Source organism: Microbulbifer mixtoriginis (SeqCode), assembly GCF_052468275.1.
This window is the reverse complement of record NZ_CP174341.1, coordinates 66,669-83,461: the sequence shown is the minus strand read 5'-3', so window position 1 is coordinate 83,461 and position 16,793 is coordinate 66,669. Positions and strand designations below refer to the sequence as shown.

The 16,793-nt window shown below is 49.5% G+C and carries 28 protein-coding genes; 23 read left to right on the top strand and 5 right to left on the bottom strand.

Annotated features, from left to right (window positions below; translation table 11 throughout):
- Positions 1–17: 17 nt before the first annotated feature.
- The 23 genes from rpsC (at position 18) to ACJJIC_RS00305 (ending at position 11,747) form a co-directional block, all read left to right on the top strand.
- Positions 18–698 (top strand): 30S ribosomal protein S3, encoded by a 681-nt coding sequence (gene rpsC, locus ACJJIC_RS00415; protein ID WP_444887952.1) that lies wholly within the window; start codon positions 18–20, stop codon positions 696–698.
- Positions 699–709: 11 nt separating this feature from the next.
- Positions 710–1,123 carry a 50S ribosomal protein L16 gene (gene rplP, locus ACJJIC_RS00410; RefSeq protein WP_020411391.1) on the top strand — a complete coding sequence of 138 codons (414 nt, stop codon included), beginning with the start codon at positions 710–712 and terminating at the stop codon, positions 1,121–1,123.
- A complete protein-coding gene (gene rpmC, locus ACJJIC_RS00405; RefSeq protein WP_020411392.1) occupies positions 1,123–1,314 on the top strand; it encodes a 50S ribosomal protein L29 in 192 nt (63 codons plus the stop codon). The genes rplP and rpmC overlap by 1 nt, the downstream gene beginning before the upstream one ends.
- A gap of 2 nt (positions 1,315–1,316) precedes the next feature.
- Positions 1,317–1,580 carry a 30S ribosomal protein S17 gene (gene rpsQ, locus ACJJIC_RS00400; protein WP_108731660.1) on the top strand — a complete coding sequence of 88 codons (264 nt, stop codon included), beginning with the start codon at positions 1,317–1,319 and terminating at the stop codon, positions 1,578–1,580.
- A gap of 46 nt (positions 1,581–1,626) precedes the next feature.
- Positions 1,627–1,995: a 50S ribosomal protein L14 gene (rplN, locus tag ACJJIC_RS00395; RefSeq protein WP_067151032.1), complete on the top strand. Its 369-nt coding sequence runs from the start codon at positions 1,627–1,629 to the stop codon at positions 1,993–1,995.
- Between the two features lie 20 nt (positions 1,996–2,015).
- On the top strand, positions 2,016–2,327 hold the full coding sequence (rplX, locus tag ACJJIC_RS00390; RefSeq protein WP_108731661.1) for a 50S ribosomal protein L24: 312 nt from the start codon (positions 2,016–2,018) through the stop codon (positions 2,325–2,327).
- Positions 2,328–2,358: 31 nt separating this feature from the next.
- The gene (gene rplE / locus ACJJIC_RS00385; protein ID WP_020411396.1) at positions 2,359–2,898 is read left to right on the top strand and encodes a 50S ribosomal protein L5; all 540 of its coding nucleotides are present in this window, start codon (positions 2,359–2,361) and stop codon (positions 2,896–2,898) included.
- Between the two features lie 9 nt (positions 2,899–2,907).
- Complete coding sequence (gene rpsN / locus ACJJIC_RS00380) at positions 2,908–3,213, top strand: 30S ribosomal protein S14 (protein WP_020411397.1); 306 nt, start codon at positions 2,908–2,910, stop codon at positions 3,211–3,213.
- 40 nt (positions 3,214–3,253) lie between these two features.
- Positions 3,254–3,646, top strand: coding sequence for a 30S ribosomal protein S8 (rpsH, locus tag ACJJIC_RS00375; RefSeq protein ID WP_252084415.1), 393 nt, complete (start codon positions 3,254–3,256; stop codon positions 3,644–3,646).
- A gap of 12 nt (positions 3,647–3,658) precedes the next feature.
- Positions 3,659–4,192: a 50S ribosomal protein L6 gene (rplF, locus tag ACJJIC_RS00370; RefSeq protein ID WP_252084416.1), complete on the top strand. Its 534-nt coding sequence runs from the start codon at positions 3,659–3,661 to the stop codon at positions 4,190–4,192.
- Between the two features lie 13 nt (positions 4,193–4,205).
- Entirely contained in the window at positions 4,206–4,556 is a 351-nt protein-coding gene (gene rplR / locus ACJJIC_RS00365; protein ID WP_252084417.1) for a 50S ribosomal protein L18, read from the top strand.
- Positions 4,557–4,566: 10 nt separating this feature from the next.
- Entirely contained in the window at positions 4,567–5,073 is a 507-nt protein-coding gene (rpsE, locus tag ACJJIC_RS00360; protein WP_252084418.1) for a 30S ribosomal protein S5, read from the top strand.
- Positions 5,074–5,111: 38 nt separating this feature from the next.
- Positions 5,112–5,297 (top strand): 50S ribosomal protein L30, encoded by a 186-nt coding sequence (gene rpmD, locus ACJJIC_RS00355; RefSeq protein WP_020411402.1) that lies wholly within the window; start codon positions 5,112–5,114, stop codon positions 5,295–5,297.
- A gap of 1 nt (position 5,298) precedes the next feature.
- Positions 5,299–5,733 (top strand): 50S ribosomal protein L15, encoded by a 435-nt coding sequence (rplO, locus tag ACJJIC_RS00350; protein ID WP_020411403.1) that lies wholly within the window; start codon positions 5,299–5,301, stop codon positions 5,731–5,733.
- Between the two features lie 11 nt (positions 5,734–5,744).
- Positions 5,745–7,091, top strand: a complete 1,347-nt coding sequence (gene secY / locus ACJJIC_RS00345; RefSeq protein WP_444883684.1) for a preprotein translocase subunit SecY — start codon at positions 5,745–5,747, stop codon at positions 7,089–7,091.
- A 41-nt stretch (positions 7,092–7,132) separates the two neighbouring features.
- Positions 7,133–7,249 (top strand): 50S ribosomal protein L36, encoded by a 117-nt coding sequence (rpmJ, locus tag ACJJIC_RS00340; RefSeq protein ID WP_010133825.1) that lies wholly within the window; start codon positions 7,133–7,135, stop codon positions 7,247–7,249.
- Positions 7,250–7,597: 348 nt separating this feature from the next.
- Entirely contained in the window at positions 7,598–7,954 is a 357-nt protein-coding gene (gene rpsM, locus ACJJIC_RS00335; protein WP_152451165.1) for a 30S ribosomal protein S13, read from the top strand.
- An 87-nt stretch (positions 7,955–8,041) separates the two neighbouring features.
- Positions 8,042–8,431 (top strand): 30S ribosomal protein S11, encoded by a 390-nt coding sequence (gene rpsK, locus ACJJIC_RS00330; RefSeq protein ID WP_020411406.1) that lies wholly within the window; start codon positions 8,042–8,044, stop codon positions 8,429–8,431.
- 15 nt (positions 8,432–8,446) lie between these two features.
- The gene (rpsD, locus tag ACJJIC_RS00325) at positions 8,447–9,067 is read left to right on the top strand and encodes a 30S ribosomal protein S4 (RefSeq protein ID WP_108731669.1); all 621 of its coding nucleotides are present in this window, start codon (positions 8,447–8,449) and stop codon (positions 9,065–9,067) included.
- A gap of 44 nt (positions 9,068–9,111) precedes the next feature.
- Positions 9,112–10,116: a DNA-directed RNA polymerase subunit alpha gene (locus ACJJIC_RS00320; protein ID WP_252084420.1), complete on the top strand. Its 1,005-nt coding sequence runs from the start codon at positions 9,112–9,114 to the stop codon at positions 10,114–10,116.
- Positions 10,117–10,239: 123 nt separating this feature from the next.
- Positions 10,240–10,626 (top strand): 50S ribosomal protein L17, encoded by a 387-nt coding sequence (gene rplQ / locus ACJJIC_RS00315; protein WP_152451171.1) that lies wholly within the window; start codon positions 10,240–10,242, stop codon positions 10,624–10,626.
- Between the two features lie 72 nt (positions 10,627–10,698).
- Entirely contained in the window at positions 10,699–10,953 is a 255-nt protein-coding gene (locus tag ACJJIC_RS00310) for a YeaC family protein (protein WP_444908646.1), read from the top strand.
- 158 nt (positions 10,954–11,111) lie between these two features.
- Positions 11,112–11,747, top strand: coding sequence for a hypothetical protein (locus ACJJIC_RS00305; RefSeq protein WP_444887954.1), 636 nt, complete (start codon positions 11,112–11,114; stop codon positions 11,745–11,747).
- Between the two features lie 52 nt (positions 11,748–11,799).
- Here the strand turns inward: ACJJIC_RS00305 and ACJJIC_RS00300 are convergent, their stop codons facing one another.
- The 5 genes from ACJJIC_RS00300 to ACJJIC_RS00280 form a co-directional block, all read right to left on the bottom strand.
- On the bottom strand, positions 11,800–13,254 hold the full coding sequence (locus ACJJIC_RS00300) for a pectin acetylesterase-family hydrolase (protein ID WP_444887955.1): 1,455 nt from the start codon (positions 13,252–13,254) through the stop codon (positions 11,800–11,802).
- 406 nt (positions 13,255–13,660) lie between these two features.
- Entirely contained in the window at positions 13,661–14,638 is a 978-nt protein-coding gene (locus ACJJIC_RS00295) for a 5-oxoprolinase subunit C family protein (RefSeq protein WP_444908647.1), read from the bottom strand.
- Between the two features lie 13 nt (positions 14,639–14,651).
- Complete coding sequence (gene pxpB / locus ACJJIC_RS00290; protein WP_444908648.1) at positions 14,652–15,350, bottom strand: 5-oxoprolinase subunit PxpB; 699 nt, start codon at positions 15,348–15,350, stop codon at positions 14,652–14,654.
- Between the two features lie 29 nt (positions 15,351–15,379).
- Positions 15,380–16,129: a 5-oxoprolinase subunit PxpA gene (gene pxpA, locus ACJJIC_RS00285; protein ID WP_445357799.1), complete on the bottom strand. Its 750-nt coding sequence runs from the start codon at positions 16,127–16,129 to the stop codon at positions 15,380–15,382.
- A gap of 57 nt (positions 16,130–16,186) precedes the next feature.
- Positions 16,187–16,789 carry a hypothetical protein gene (locus tag ACJJIC_RS00280; protein WP_444908650.1) on the bottom strand — a complete coding sequence of 201 codons (603 nt, stop codon included), beginning with the start codon at positions 16,787–16,789 and terminating at the stop codon, positions 16,187–16,189.
- Positions 16,790–16,793 lie beyond the last annotated feature (4 nt).

Genomic DNA, 16,793 nt, shown 5'->3' with positions numbered 1-16,793 from the left:
GAGCAGGCGAGAAAACCATGGGACAAAAAGTACATCCTACCGGCATTCGTCTGGGTATCGTTAAAAAGCATACCTCTGTTTGGTATGCCGGCAGCGACGAGTACGCAGACAAGCTGTACACGGATCTGAAAGTTCGCGAATTTATTCGCAAAAAACTGGCCCACGCTTCTGTGAGCCGTATCGAGATCGAACGTCCGGCGAACACCGCTCGTGTGACTATTCACACTGCGCGTCCGGGTATCGTGATCGGTAAAAAAGGTGAAGACGTAGAACGTCTGCGCAACGACGTAAGTGCGCAGATGGGCGTACCTGTGCACATCGACATCGAAGAAGTGCGCAAGCCTGATATGGACGCCGCTCTGGTTGGCCAGAACGTTGCCCAGCAGCTGGAACGCCGCGTAATGTTCCGTCGCGCGATGAAGCGTGCCGTACAGAACGCTATGCGTCAGGGCGCTGAAGGTATCAAAATTCAGGTAAGTGGTCGTCTCGGTGGTGCGGAAATCGCACGTACCGAATGGTACCGCGAAGGTCGTGTGCCTCTGCACACCCTGCGTGCCAACATCGACTACGCCACTGCTGAAGCGATGACTACCTACGGCATCATCGGTATCAAGGTGTGGATCTTTAAAGGCGAAGTCATCGGTGACGAAATGCCCGATGAGAAGCCGGCTAAGACCCGCAAGAAAGCTGCTAAATAAGGGGTACGCAGATGCTGCAACCAAAGCGTACAAAATTTCGCAAGGTACAGAAGGGTCGCAACCGCGGTCTTTCTCAGCGCGGCTCTAAAGTGAGCTTTGGCGAGTTTGGCCTCAAGGCCATCGGTCGCGGTCGCATTACTGCGCGCCAGATCGAAGCGGCTCGTCGCGCAATGACTCGTCACGTTAAACGTGGCGGCAAAATCTGGATTCGCGTGTTTCCGGACAAGCCAATTACCAATAAGCCCCTCGAAGTCCGTATGGGTAAAGGTAAAGGTGGCGTTGAATACTGGGTAGCTCAGATCCAGCCGGGCAAAGTCCTCTATGAGATGGAGGGTGTGTCCGAAGAGCTGGCTCGTGAGGCTTTCGCACTTGCTGCGGCCAAGCTGCCTGTAAAAACAACTTTCGTTAAGCGTTCGGTGATGTAATGAAGACTGCAGATCTACGCGAAAAGTCAGTTGAAGAGCTGAACCAGGAACTGCTGAACCAGCTCGAAGCTCAATTCAAGCTTCGTATGCAAAAGTCCACCGGTCAGCTGGCTCAGACTCATCTGCTGAAGCAGACTCGTCGCGACATTGCTCGCATAAAGACTGTGTTGACCGAGAAGGCAGGTAACTAATCATGGCTGAAGCAAAACTGAAGCGTACTCTGACCGGTAAGGTCGTGAGTGACAAGATGGATAAAACCATCACCGTTTTGATCGAGCGCCGTGTTAAGCACCCGATCTACGGCAAAATTGTAAACAAGTCCACAAAGCTTAAGGCACATGACGAGAACAATGATTGCAGCATCGGCGATGTTGTAACCATCGAGGAATCTCGTCCGCTGTCCAAGAGCAAATCTTGGGCTTTGCAGAAAATTGTAGAGCGTGCGGCGAAGGTATAACCCCTAGCGCATTGACTGCCGAATTGAAAGGTTTCGGAGAGAGACAATGATTCAAGCGGAATCCTACTTAGAAGTAGCTGACAACAGTGGGGCTCGCCGCGTCATGTGCATCAAGGTGCTGGGCGGCTCCCATCGTCGTTATGCCGGCGTGGGCGACATTATTAAGGTAACCGTTAAGGAAGCCATTCCCCGCGGTAAAGTGAAGAAAGGTCAGGTAATGAACGCCGTTGTGGTTCGCACCAAAAAAGGTGTGCGTCGCGCGGACGGTTCCCTGATTAAATTTGACGATAACGCAGCGGTGCTGCTGAACCAGCAACTGGCGCCGGTTGGCACCCGTATTTTTGGTCCGGTAACTCGCGAATTGCGCGGTGAGAAGTTCATGAAGATCATCTCCCTCGCTCCCGAAGTTATCTAGGCCTCGAGCGGAGAAGAGTTATGCGCAAGATCAAGCGTGACGACGAAGTGATCGTTATCGCCGGTCGTGACAAGGGCAAACGTGGTTCAGTACGTAAAGTACTGAACGACGGCCGCCTGATTGTCTCCGGCATACAGATGATCAAAAAGCACCAAAAGCCAAACCCACAGATGGGTATTGCTGGTGGCATCGTTGAGAAAGAAGCTGCTATCCAAGCTTCCAACGTAGCCATCTTCAACCCTAACACCCAGAAGGCTGACCGGGTGGGCTTTAAAGTACTGGAAGACGGCACTAAGATTCGCGTCTTCAAATCCAGCGGCGAAGCCATCTAAGGCTCTTGACGCAAAAGCAGGTTGGTAGATCATGGCAAAGCTTAAAGAGCTCTACACTAAGGACCTCGTGGCCAAGCTAAAAGAAGAGCTTGGTCTCGAGAATGTGATGGCAGTGCCGCGCATCACCAAGATCACCATCAACATGGGTGTTGGTGAAGCGATTGGTGATAAGAAGGTGCTGGAGCACGCTGTCAACGATATGACAGCAATTACTGGTCAAAAGCCCATCGTTACTAAAGCGCGCAAGTCTATTGCGGGCTTTAAGATTCGCGACGGTTGGCCGATCGGCTGCAAGGTAACTCTGCGCGGTGAGCGCATGTATGAGTTCCTGGAGCGTTTGGTTGATATCGCGATTCCGCGTATCCGCGACTTCCGTGGCATTAGCCCGAAGCAGTTCGACGGCCGCGGTAACTTCTCTATGGGCGTGACTGAGCAAATCATCTTCCCGGAAATTGACTACGACAAAGTAGACAAGCTCCGCGGTCTGGATATTTGTATTACCACTACAGCTGCAAACGACGATCAAGGTCGTGCGCTGCTGAAAGCGTTCAACTTCCCTTTTAAGGGTTAAGAGGATTCCATGGCGAAGAAATCCATGATTGCGCGCGAAAACAAGCGCGCTCGAACCGCAGCTAAGTACGCCGAAAAGCGTCAAGAGCTGAAGGCGATCATCGCCAGTTCCACTGCTTCCGAAGAGGAGCAGTGGGAGGCTCAACTCAAGCTGCAGAAAATGCCGCGCGATGCAAGCCCGGTACGTCAGCAACGCCGCTGTCGTATTACTGGTCGCCCCCACGCTGTATACCGCAAGTTCGGCCTGTGCCGTAACAAGCTTCGCGAAGCTGCGATGCGTGGTGATGTTCCTGGCCTCGTGAAGTCCAGCTGGTAATTACCAGCTGGTTTAAGGCAGATTTGAGGAGTCTCATAAGATGAGTATGCAAGATCCGTTGGCAGATATGCTGACTCGCATCCGCAATGCCCTGGCACGCGGAAAGGCGGAAGTCACCCTGCCATCATCCAAACTGAAAGTAGCAGTGGCCAAAGTCCTGAAAGACGAAGGTTACGTTACTGATTTAAATGTAAGCGAAGGCGCAAAGCCGGAACTGACCATTGCTCTGAAATACTTCCAGGGCAAGCCGGTTATTGCCGAGCTGAATCGCGTTTCCCGTCCGGGCCTGCGCGCTTACACTGGTAAAAAAGCTCTGCCTACCGTACGCGGTGGCCTGGGTATCGCGATCGTTTCCACCTCTAATGGTGTGATGACTGATCGCGCTGCACGCCAGGCTGGTGTTGGTGGCGAAGTGCTTTGCACCGTATTCTAAGCGGGGGTTGCAATGTCTCGAGTAGCAAATAGTCCGGTAGTTCTCCCCGCAGGTGTTACCGTAGACCTGAAAGGTCAGAACATCGCTGTTAAAGGCGGTATCGGTAACCTGGATATGGTTATTCACGGTGATGTAGAAGTAAGCCAGGCTGAAAGCCAGCTGACTTTTGCCGCGCGCAATAACTCCAAACAGGCCAAAGCGCTGGCGGGTACTACCCGTGCTCTGGTCAATAACATGGTGATAGGCGTAAGCAAGGGCTTCGAGAAGAAGCTGCAGTTGCTGGGTGTTGGTTATCGTGCGAAAGCCGCCGGTAAAGCGGTTAACCTGACCCTGGGCTTCTCCCATCCGATCGATTATCAGTTGCCGGAAGGTGTGACTGCGGAAACGCCATCCCAGACTGAAATCGTACTTAAGAGCAGCAATAAACAGCTGCTGGGCCAAGTGGCCGCTGAGATCCGTGCGTTCCGTCCGCCGGAGCCCTACAAAGGTAAGGGTGTCCGTTATGCCGATGAACGCGTGTATCGCAAAGAGGCCAAGAAGAAGTAAATAGGGCATAGATATGAACGTTAAGAAAGCATCTCGCTTGCGTCGTGCACGTCGTGCCCGCGCCAAGATCCGTGAGCTGGGCGCCGTTCGCCTCACCGTGAACCGCACACCGCGTCACATTTACGCACAGATCCTGTCTGCCGAAGGCAATGCGGTATTGGCTTCTGCCTCTACCCTGGACAAGGACCTGCGCGAAGGTAAAACCGGTAACGTCGACGCCGCTTCTGCGGTTGGCAAACTGATCGCTGAGCGCGCGAAAGCCGCTGGCGTTGAAGAAGTTGCCTTCGATCGCAGTGGCTTCAAGTTCCATGGCCGTGTAAAGGCTCTGGCTGACGCTGCCCGCGAAGCCGGTCTGAAATTCTAAGGGTTGAGTTATGGCTAGAGAGAAAGACAAAAGCAACGACGAAGGCCTGCAGGAGAAGCTGGTCCAGGTCAACCGCGTTGCCAAGACTGTTAAAGGTGGTCGTATCTTCGCCTTTACCGCACTGACCGTAGTTGGCGACGGCAATGGTCGTGTCGGTTTCGGACGTGGCAAGGCGCGTGAAGTGCCTGTTGCGATCCAGAAAGCGATGGAAGCTGCACGCCGCAATATGATCCAGGTAGAGCTGAATGGTGACACCATCCAGTACGCTACCAATGGTCGCCACGGCGGTTCCAAGGTTTACATGCAGCCCGCCTCCCAGGGTACCGGTGTAATTGCCGGCGGTGCCATGCGCTCCGTACTGGAAATGGCTGGTGTACACAACGTACTGGCTAAGTGCTACGGCTCTACCAATCCGGTGAACGTAGTACGTGCAACTTTCAAAGCTCTGGATCAAATGCAGAGCCCGGAAGATGTAGCTGCCAAGCGCGGTAAATCAGTCGAAGAGATTCTGGGCTAATCACAGCCCAGATTTAAGGTTATTGGTGGGTTAAGACCATGGCTAAGAAGACCATTAAAGTCACCCAGACCAAAAGCATCAACGGACGCCTGAAAAGTCATCAGGCGTGCGTTGCGGGTCTGGGCCTGCGCCGCATCGGCCACACAGTGGAAGTGGAAGATACTCCTTCCGTGCGCGGCATGATCAACAAAGTAAACTACCTGGTTAAGGTTGAGGGGGAATAACATGCGTTTGAATGACCTGTCTCCCGCACAAGGCCACAAGCACAGCGCCAAGCGCGTTGGCCGTGGTATTGGTAGTGGTTTAGGTAAGACCGGTGGCCGCGGCCACAAAGGTCAAAAAGCGCGCTCCGGCGGCAGCGTTCGTCCGGGCTTCGAAGGCGGTCAGATGCCTTTGCAGAAGCGTCTGCCTAAGTACGGTTTCACCGCTCGTGTTTCTCGCTTCACCGCAGAAGTACGTCTGGCAGAGCTGGCCAAGGTAGAAAGTGACGTAATCGATTTGGCAGCGCTGAAGAATGCCGATATCATCGGCAGCCATATTAAACGCGCCAAAGTGTTTCTCTCAGGTGAGCTGACTAAAGCTGTAACCGTAAAGGGGCTGGGAGTGACCAAAGGTGCAAAGGCGGCTATCGAAGCTGCTGGCGGTAAAATAGAAGACTAATCGAGGCGCCAATGGCACGACCAGGATCCGGTGGAAATCCCCTGGGCAACAGCAAGGGATTGGGCGAGCTCTGGGCTCGCCTTCGTTTTCTGTTTCTAGCGATACTTGTTTATCGCTTGGGAACACATATTCCGGTGCCCGGCATTGATCCGGAAAAGCTGTCAAATCTGTTTAATCAGAATCAGGGAACCATCCTTGGTCTGTTTAACATGTTTTCAGGCGGCGCCCTGGAAAGGATGAGTATTCTGGCTCTGGGCATCATGCCCTACATCTCCGCATCCATCATTATGCAGTTGATGAGTGCGGTGACTCCCTCTCTGGAAGCATTGAAGAAAGAAGGGGAGGCCGGAAGGCGTAAGATCAACCAGTACACCCGTTATCTGACGGTGGTGTTGGCCCTGATTCAGGGTATCGGCATGACCTTTGGGTTGGCAGGGCAAAATCTGGCTTACTCATCTGAGCCTGCGTTTGGTTTTTACTTTGTGGCGGTAACGTCGCTGGTGACCGGTGCCGTATTCATGATGTGGCTCGGTGAGCAGATCACTGAGCGCGGTGTGGGCAACGGCATTTCCATGCTGATTTTTGCCGGTATCGTTGCTGGGTTACCCGGCGCTATCGGACAGGCGTTCGAGCAGGCCCGACAGGGTGAGTTGCATATTCTTATGCTGCTTATCATCGGTGTTATCGCTTTAGCTGTGGTGTTCTTTGTTGTAGTAATGGAGCGCGGTCAGCGCCGAATTACGATCAACCACGCTAGGCGACAAGCCGGTCGCTACTCCGCAGCACCAGCTGCGCAGGCGAGCCACCTGCCTCTGAAGGTGAATATGGCCGGTGTTATTCCGGTGATCTTCGCCAGCAGTATCCTGCTGTTCCCAGCGACGCTGGCACAGTGGTTTGGACAGGGTGGTGAAGGTGTCGGTGCCCAAATTCTGCAGTGGATGGCATTGCAGCTGGGGCCAGGGCAGCCGCTGAACATTATTCTGTTCGCACTGCTGATTGGTTTCTTCTGTTTCTTCTATACGGCGTTGATGTTCAACCCGAATGAAGTTGCAGATAACCTGAAAAAGTCTGGTGCCTATGTACCTGGTATTCGTCCAGGTGAGCAGACAGCCCGCTATATCGATAGTGTGTTGACCCGACTCACTCTGGTAGGTGCTGTGTATATCGCACTGGTATCCCTGCTGCCGCAGTTCCTGGTGGTTGGGTTTAACGTTCCCTTCTATCTGGGGGGTACCTCACTGCTGATCGTTGTAGTAGTAGTGATGGACTTTATGGCACAGGTACAATCGCATCTGTTGTCACACCAGTACGAGGGCTTGATGAAAAAAGCGAACCTGCAAGGCTACGGTCGTCGCTAGTGCGTCACCTGCTCGCAGTTTGATTGAATTGAGGTAAGGTCATGAAAGTACGCGCTTCTGTAAAAAAGATCTGCCGTAACTGCAAAATCGTGCGTCGCAAGGGCGTTCTGCGGGTAATCTGCAGCGCTGAGCCACGTCACAAGCAGCGTCAAGGCTAATAGGGGCCAGCCCCTTACAGAGAGCGTCCGTTGGGCGCCTCTGTAAAAGCTGGAAAAATTCGCTATTTGTTACAGCCCCGTAATGAATGGCAACACCATAAAGAATTTCTTTGTGGTGGGAGGTCAGCCTAAAGGTTGGACCTCCGCTAGGGGGCGTTGACTGTCGTCCACATCCGCTGCGGGAGGTCGTGGTGGCCGTGGGCTATTGCAATTTGGTGTCTGAAAAGCTATTCTTGCGCGCCTTTTTGGTGGCGCTGTCGGTTTTTTAGTCGCTGTCAGCGCCGAAATCAAAGTAGAGTCACATACTTAATATAAAGCAGTGGCTCCCAATACGTGGAGTACGCCTCTATGGCACGTATTGCTGGTGTCAATGTACCAGACCACAAGCACGCCGTGATCTCCCTGACCCACATTTATGGGGTAGGTCTTACTACGGCTAAGTCTATTTTGGCAGCGGTTGGTATCGCTGAATCCACCAAAATCCGCGACCTGTCTGAAGAGCAGATCGAAACCATCCGCGGTGAAGTTGCAAAGCTTACCGTAGAAGGCGACCTGCGCCGTGAAGTATCCATGAACATCAAGCGTTTGATGGACCTGGGTTGCTATCGCGGTCTGCGTCACCGTCGCAGCTTGCCGCTGCGTGGTCAGCGCACCAAGACCAATGCTCGTACCCGTAAGGGTCCGCGCAAGCCGATTCGCAAGTAAGCCTTAACTAAGGCGCGAAATCGCGGTTCAAGATGCCCCGGCCGGCTAATCGCCGCGGGGATTTGATACAGGATTTAGGATACTGGTATGGCTAAGCCAAAAACTACTGTTCGCAAAAAGGTCAAAAAGACCGTTGTCGACGGTATTGCCCACATCCACGCATCGTTCAACAACACGATCGTGACGATCACTGATCGCCAGGGTAATACCCTCAGCTGGGCCACCGCAGGTGGATCTGGCTTCCGTGGCTCACGTAAGAGCACCCCGTTTGCAGCCCAGGTTGCCGCTGAGCGCGCAGGTACTGCAGCTCAGGAATACGGCCTGAAAAACCTCGACGTAGAAGTGAAGGGCCCTGGCCCCGGTCGCGAATCCGCTGTTCGCGCACTGAACAACTGCGGCTACAAAATCACCAACATCACCGACGTGACGCCTATCCCGCATAACGGATGTCGTCCGCCCAAGAAACGTCGCGTGTAAGAGGGGGCTGATAGAATGGCACGTTATATTGGACCAAAATGTAAACTGTCCCGTCGTGAAGGGACTGACCTGCAGCTGAAGAGTGGTGTACGTCCGCACGACTCCAAGTGTCGCGCAGAATCTAAGCCCGGCCAGCATGGCGCTGGTCGCGGCCGTCTGTCCGACTACGGCATCCAGCTGCGTGAAAAGCAAAAAGTTCGTCGTATCTACGGCGTACTGGAAAAGCAGTTCCGTAACTACTATAAGGAAGCAGCACGTCTGAAGGGCGCTACAGGTGAAAACCTGCTGCAACTTCTCGAGCAGCGTCTGGACAACGTGGTTTACCGCATGGGCTTCGGCTCAACTCGCTCTGAAGCGCGTCAGCTGGTTTCCCACAAAGCAATTCTTGTAAACGGCACTACCGTTAACATTCCTTCTTTCCAAGTTAAAGAAGGCGACGTTATCGCTGTACGTGAGAAAGCCAAGAAGCAGCTGCGTATCCAGAATTCCGTTTCCCTCGCTGCCCAGCGTGGCGATGTCGAGTGGGTAGACGTAAACGCGAGCAAACTGGAAGGCACTTTTAAGCGCACTCCGGATCGTGTCGATCTGCCGGCAGAGATCAACGAAAACCTTATTGTGGAACTGTACTCCAAGTAACAATTAGTCCACTTTAAGGAATGCAACTGTAAACAGGTATGGCTATGCAGACTGCTGTCAACGAGTTTTTGACACCGCGTCGTATTGACGTCACCGAGTACAATCCGAATCACGCCAAAGTGGTTCTGGAGCCCCTGGAGCGTGGTTTCGGCCACACTCTTGGCAATGCGCTGCGTCGCATCCTGCTGTCCTCCATGCCGGGCTGCGCCGTCACCGAAGTAGAAATCGACGGTGTCGAGCACGAGTACAGCGCGATTGAAGGTGTGCAAGAAGATGTTATTGAAATCTTGCTCAACCTGAAAGAAATCGCGGTTGTTATGCACGGCAAAGATCAGGCGGTATTAAGCCTGAGCAAGAAGGGCCCGGGTGCAGTGACCGCTGGAGATATCCAGGTAGATCACGATATCGAGATTGTGAATCCTGAACACGTGATTGCCAATATCACAGGTGATGTAGAACTCAACCTGCGACTCACTGTTGCGCGTGGGCGTGGTTATCAGCCCGCCGACGCTCGCCGTGATGAGGAAGAGGAAAGCCGCGCGATTGGCCGTCTGCAACTGGACGCATCTTACAGCCCGGTTCGCCGTGTATCTTACAGCGTGGAAAGCGCGCGTGTAGAGCAGCGTACCGATCTGGATAAGCTGGTTTTGGACCTGGAGACCAATGGTACCCTGGACCCAGAAGAAGCTATTCGTCGTGCAGCCACTATTCTGCAGCAACAGCTGGCAGTATTTGTGGACCTGGAAGGCGAGAAAGATGCGCAACCGAAGGCGGAAGAGCCCGAAGTTGACCCAGTATTGCTGCGCCCGGTTGACGACCTGGAACTCACCGTACGTTCGGCTAACTGTCTGAAAGCGGAAAACATCTACTACATCGGTGACCTGATTCAGCGCACTGAAGTAGAGCTGCTGAAGACTCCGAACCTTGGCAAGAAGTCTCTGACTGAAATCAAGGATGTACTGGCTTCCCGTGGTTTGTCACTGGGTATGCGTCTGGAAAACTGGCCACCGGCCAGCCTTAAAGGCGATAGCAAATTAAGCCCCCTGTAAGCATTTGGTAGTCGCGGCGATGTCGCGACTAGTAGAAAGAACCCGAGCGGTGCCACAGCTTAGCGCGACACCGCTCCAGAACGACCTGCTGAGACAGCAACTGTGGTCGTAAGGAATTGAGTCATGCGTCATCGCTATAGTGGCCGTAAATTCAGCCGTACCAGCGCTCACCGCAAGGCCATGTTCAAGAACATGACCGCTTCTCTGGTAGAGCACGAACTGATCAAAACTACACTGCCAAAAGCCAAGGAGCTGCGTCGCGTCGCCGAGCCGCTGATTACCCTGGCTAAGAAAGACAGTGTTGCCAACCGTCGTCTGGCTTTCGCTCGTATCCGTGATAAGGATGCTGTGCGCAAGTTGTTCGATGAGCTGGGTCCTCGTTACGAAGCCCGTCCAGGTGGATATATCCGTATCCTGAAGTGTGGTTTCCGCGCTGGTGACAAAGCACCGATGGCTTACGTAGAACTGGTGGATCGTCCACAAGTTGAAGACGAAGCTGCTGAAGCATAAGTTGCACTAGCAATTTTGCTACGGAAGGCCGGTCATAGACCGGCCTTTTTTGTATATACAGGAGAATTTTGTATGTCTTTTGAGCAGTTGTTAAATAATTTGAACCCGCAAATTGTTGCCAGCCTGCGGCGAGCAATTGAGTTGGGCAAATGGCCCAGTGGTGTTGTGATTACTGCAGAGCAACGTATTCTCTGTGCAGAGGCGGTTGCCAGCTGGGAGGCCCAAAATCTGCCTAAAGAGCAGCAGCTAGGCTATGTCGCACCAAAGACCTCCAAAGACCCCTGTTCTGCTAAAAAAGGTGATGAACAACCTTTGAGCTGGGTATAAGTCGCTTTAGCTGATTTACTTACTTTCCAGCTGTTTAATAGATATTGGCGCATATCTCTTCAGCTGGGACGCCCTTCCCATTCATCCCCCCGCTTTTCTCTGCTTATATAGTTACCGACATAACGAAATATAAATTTAAATTTGCTCGGTAATTGGATATGAAAAAACTGATATTGCTTGCCGGTGCAGTAAGCCTAGCTGTTGTCGGCATTGATCATTACGATATTAATGTCAAAGAAAGTGTGGCGAGAGTGCAACAGTTTGTGCAGCCATTAAAGGAAAATAATGGGTTGGCACAGGATATCTCTGAAAAAATACCTTGGTCAGAGCTGGATACAACGGAGATGGTGGAACTACTGGACCATCCTAGGGTGAAGGCCTATCTCGATCGTGAGAAGTTAAAGCAGGAGTTAAAAGATTACTTTGCCGACCTTGGGAACTTATCCAGTGCTGAGGCCTGGGACGCAATTGAGCAGGTGGAGAGTGAGAAACGAGTAACGGGTTATGAAGCACTGTCGATGAAACTAGCCTGGTTAGAAAAAAATAGCCTTAACGAAGCCGATTTCAAGCAGCGCGCCGAAGAACTTTTTAATATTTATCGAGAAAAGGCTCAGTCAGTGATTAGCCGCTATGACCCACATACTCAAGTGCCAGGCTTCTCTACCTATAAAGATCTAGAGCGCTCTATTGTTGAAGAGGTTCAGCAAATGACATCTTTTCCCAATGGAATGAATAAGCAAGAATATTTGCGACAACGCTTACAGGAAGCTCGGGAAACAGTGTACGGTAGCTAATCAAATAACAGTGCTGCTGTTAGTCAGCAGCACTGTCTTCCGCTTAGCTCTCTTACATAAATAAGCCAATCAAGTCATAGAACCAATTACTGTTGTTATCAAAGTCAGATACTTTATCTGTCTCATAGGCGCGAATCATTCCACCACCGTTGTGGTTCACGATGTTGTTTAGGAAGTCCTCTAACTCCAATCCATGCTCAGCAATTTCACCGTACTTGAGGTCAATAATAGTGGTGCAGTGGCTCTCATTTAGGTTGCGAAACATTGGGAAGTAGTAGCCCCAATTACTGGTTTGATCCAAGAGTGGTATTAGATTTTCATGGGTGTCCTTTTGCCAGCGCTGGCGTAGTTTATCTAAACGAGAGTTGGCATCTGGGTCGTTGTAAATATCTTCGTAGAAGCGCTCATAGGAGTATGAAGAAAAGTTACCATCCGCCAGGAAGTGCGTGATACCCAGGCGATCTGTAGGGAATTTATCTGACAGTGCGCGGTATATCGAAGCCAACTGATTGCTGTCAAATCCTGGAGTAAAAGATTTTATCGCATTAATAGGGTTCTCTTCATTGGGATCCCCATCAGTTGTATAAGTAGTCCAGGAATGAAGCACTTCGTTGTGTAACGGTAAGGATGGGTATTGAGTGTTGTTTTCACTGTCCAGAGGCGCTTTGTAAAGCGGGCCGGAATCATCTATCAGATAGCCGTATTCGACATCCATATCCTCACGAAGCTTCGTGTAATTTAACAGAGCCCCTACGCTGCCTGCACTGCAACCAGCGGCAAGCATTTGCTTGGGTTTCTGCAAATTATTCTTTACCCATGAGGTTACTGCCTGCACATTGCGCAGGCCATTATGATGCCAAATTAGATCCGAATTCTGTCCAGTCTTATCCTTATATATCTCTGTCTTATCACCAACATAAATATCACCAGTACAGTATGGAACGTAAACCATGTTCCACTCGCCAGTTTTATACTGGTTGTAAGGATGGTGAGTATAAATAAGGGGTGAAACACCTGCGGTAGTGAGATTATCGAAATTTGTGAAATCTAGGAGGTGTACATTACTGAGATAGTCATCAGGGATGCCATTAGGGTTGCGTGCCCCGCGAATACCAGCCTGGCCGGAGCAGCTTTCGTAGTCCCAACAGGCACCGCCACCTTCAAAATAAAAAATGGTATTGCTGGTATCGGGCACCCGATAAACAAAAAATTTATAGGGGGAGCCATTGCCACACATGGCGCCGGTACTGGCAGGAACATCTACTTTTTGCCAAGTATTAAAATCTTTAGGCTCGAAGTCATCGTTAAAGCTTGGGTCGTGCATGGTCAGAGGATACATCCCCTGAGCTTGCTGGGTAGAGACCGGTGCATCAGCGTTGGGAGGGTCAAAGAGGTGTTTGAGGGTTTTCCAAAAATTGTAATCACCTGGTTCTGCTTGTGCATATGAGGTGATAAGGAGTGAGCTGGCAATAAATGCCATAGTTAAACCACGGAGAATTTTTATCATTATTAATCCCCTTTCGGTAATTGGTGTTTTCTCTCTGGACCAGGCCGCATCGCGAACACAAGTTGTAGAAAATAACGTCACTTCAACGCTTGCAGTTAGCTAAGTAGGACACTCGTCCAAATCGCGCTTTAGGTAAAACCCAAGAAGACTAGTTAATAATGGACTTTTGGTCTAGCTAAAGACTAATTAAAACTACTAAGTCATGCTGGACCAATTGGTCTGACAGATTTCGTGAAAAATATTTTATTAAGTTGGGAGTGTCGATGGTTTTTGGAGTGCGCGTTGGTTGGTTTGGATAAATATTGCTTAGTCACAATGTGTGACCAGGCTGCTACATAAGGGGGCGACTTTCGTAGTTTAATTGTTTTTCTTACATAAAGTGAAAAACGTTAACCTAAGCCTTGCTTTAGAGGATGAAAGACTCATTATTTTCTGGTGCTAGATAATTTTTAAGGTTCTCAAGATACTTCATTTTTTTTAATAGTATCTCTCTTGCCTGTGCTTGATTGACTAGTTGAAAATTAATTTTATCCTGAGCCTTGAGTTGTCCTAATCTATGCAGGTCGGCTCGAATGATATGGGCAATACGAGGATATCCGCCGATAGTTTGCCCCTCAATAAAAGAAATAATGGGTTCGCCATTGTTAGGTATCTGAATACTGCCTGGGTAAAGTCCGGAGGAAATCATTTCATCCGAACTGTCCGTAATAGCTTTAGAGTCTACAATGATTGATGGGGATAGGCGAATCCCCATACGATTGCTCTGGGCGGATACTTGAAAGGTTTTTCTAAAAAAATTATTTAATGTTAACTCTGTAAATCGCTTTTTTTCTGGTCCGTAGATGACTCTCAAAAGTGGTCGAGATTGATAGCAGGGTTGTAGGCTTCGATCTATGTGAGCGGATTTTGCGATGCGAATATTTTTCAAATTAAAGCGTTCTTCGTAACTGATAGCCTTTCCTTTGTTGCCTCCAAAGTGACTGATTAAGTGTGTTGATACGCTGTTGAAAGCCTGGGGGGTAGAAATTTTGGCGGATAAGCCAATATATGCTCTGGTGCCACTTAGTAGTCGACCAAACTCTAAAATATCTCCCCGCTTAACTTTGATGACCTTGTAATTTTCTACAGTTATTTTATTTAACAGAACATTGAATTGTGCTCCTGTGATAGCTATTGAGATATCACATTCGAACCTAATAACTGGACCAGTTAACGTTAATTCCAATACAGGGTTGTTAAGGCAGTTACCCAATAGCAGATTGGCAAGTTGCATGGACAGGATGTCGGCTGCGCCCCCCTGGGGAATTCCACAGTGCATTAGACCTGGGCGTCCAAAGTCTTGAATGCTTGTTTGTAGTCCTGGACGAATAAAATAGATACTCATAGTTAGATCAGTTTCACATTATAGACTGATGAATATCGTCAAATTCTGCTTGATTGATCGAATAGAACTTAATGATATCTAATGGATCTGCAATAAATGGATGGCTGCTGTAGGGTTGGAATAATTGAATGGGAGTCTGGCCGATAATTTGCCACCCTCCTGGTGTGGCCTGTGGGTAAACTCCTGTCTGGCTGCCGCCGATGCCAACAGCTCCTGCAGGAATGCGCACCCGTGGATTTTTTTTGCGAGGACATTCCAGTCTAGGGTTGAGACCGCCGAGATACAAAAATCCGGGAGTAAAGCCCAACATATGTACGAGATAAGAGGGTGCTGTATGCAGCTTAATAATTTCTTTGCTGGATAAGCCAGTGTGTTTGCTCAATATTGAAATATCTGGAGCAAAAATTGATTCATAGCACACAGGAATGCGAATAGTACGGGGTTTTCGTGAGATGTTTTTGTGGGCTTTAAGGAAGTCTTGAATTGATTGTTGAACTTTCTGTGAGAGCATCTCGCTATCAAATAAAGCAGGGTTAAAAATCAGAGTCAGACATTGATAGGCAGGAATTAATTCAATAAAGTTATTGGGGTTTTTATTAAGGAGATATTCTTTAAGCCCAATAATATAACGGCTAAGGTTTTCACTTGGCTCTGAGTTGAAACGGATATCTAACGCACTATCTCCATTTGGGTAAACACTAAAATCGAGCATAGTCGAGTGATTTCTTTGTTTGGAGGATGTCACGATTGTATGTTCAGGCCATGATGTTGTAGGTGCTTGACTAGTGCTTTTGCGATTTTTAGAGCGGCAGGATTGTCACCATGTAAACAAATCGTATCCACAGAGAATTTCAGCGGTGTGCCATAATAGCTTGTGAAGTCTGTACCCTTTGCCAATGCGACAGCTCGTTCTAGGCAGTTTTCAATATTGTTTAGCACTGAGCCAGGTAGATTACGTGGGGCTAATTTGTCTTTGTTTAAGTAGTGCCTATCTATAAAACCCTCCCGATAAAAGGTGCACTGCTTCTCTATTGCTACAGACTCCATCGCACCGTTGGCTAAACCGATAATTTTCAGAGAGGGATACTCTTTGGCGAAGAGTGAGATAATTTCTTTAGCGAGTAACCTATCTGCTTCGGCATCGTTATATAAAGCGCCATGTAGTTTAACGTGATCCAGCAGTACACCTGCTTCAGTAGTCAGGAATTGCAGCTGCTCGATCTGTTGAAACAATGAGTCAAGTAATAGATTTGTTGGGAGTTTGATAGACTTTCTTCCAAAATTTTCCCGATCTGGGTAGCCGGGGTGTGCTCCAATTTTTAAATGATGTTTTTGTGCGTTGAAAATGGAAAGGCGCATAATGTCCCGATTTCCTGCGTGAGCGCCACAGGCGATATTGCAGCGGGAAATAAAGGGCATGATTTGCGTGTCTCTAATACAGCTTTTTAGATCGCTACCTTCACCTAGATCGCAGTTGATATCGATTTTCATTCGTCGCAGCTCACGATTAGGGAAAACTCTGTTAGAATTCTATCTAATGAAAATTGACTAAGTGCGGTTTGTTGTACATGCTTCAACCTCCATAGAGGTTCCCTCGTCCTCTGAACGATAGCATCCACCCAAGGGTGAGCAGAAGCAGAAGTCGACTGATATTTTCCCTCTTTCTTTGTCTAGCTTTTCCCAAAGGTTGTAAGATCGCTCACCATAAAATAATGCAAATATTCGGCGCTTGGAGTTCGCTGGGATTAAGCTGTTGGATAAAGTTGAGGTGAGTATATTTCCTTTATCTAGGCTGGTGGTGTCGTCATCACCTGTCAATTTTTTTGTGAATTCCTGATATTCCTGTTGGCAGCAAGCATTCAGAAATTCCCTGGCGGTATGATAGGTAGTTTGCTCATAGTTGATGCTGAAACTCTTCAACAGAGCTGGGCTTGCCCCCACATTGTGAAGTTCAAAGTAAATTGATGGTTTGTTATCCTCAAGGTCGTAATTGCTCTGTGAAAATTGAATTACAGGCATGGTCATTATTTTGACTTGTTTATTTGCTGCTTCGGCCTGCAGATAAGTTGCATAGAAGGAGGCAAGGGAAACCATCATTGCGCATAGTGCAATAATTAAGTTTAACTTTTCTTGATCCAATTTTTTTATCATTTCC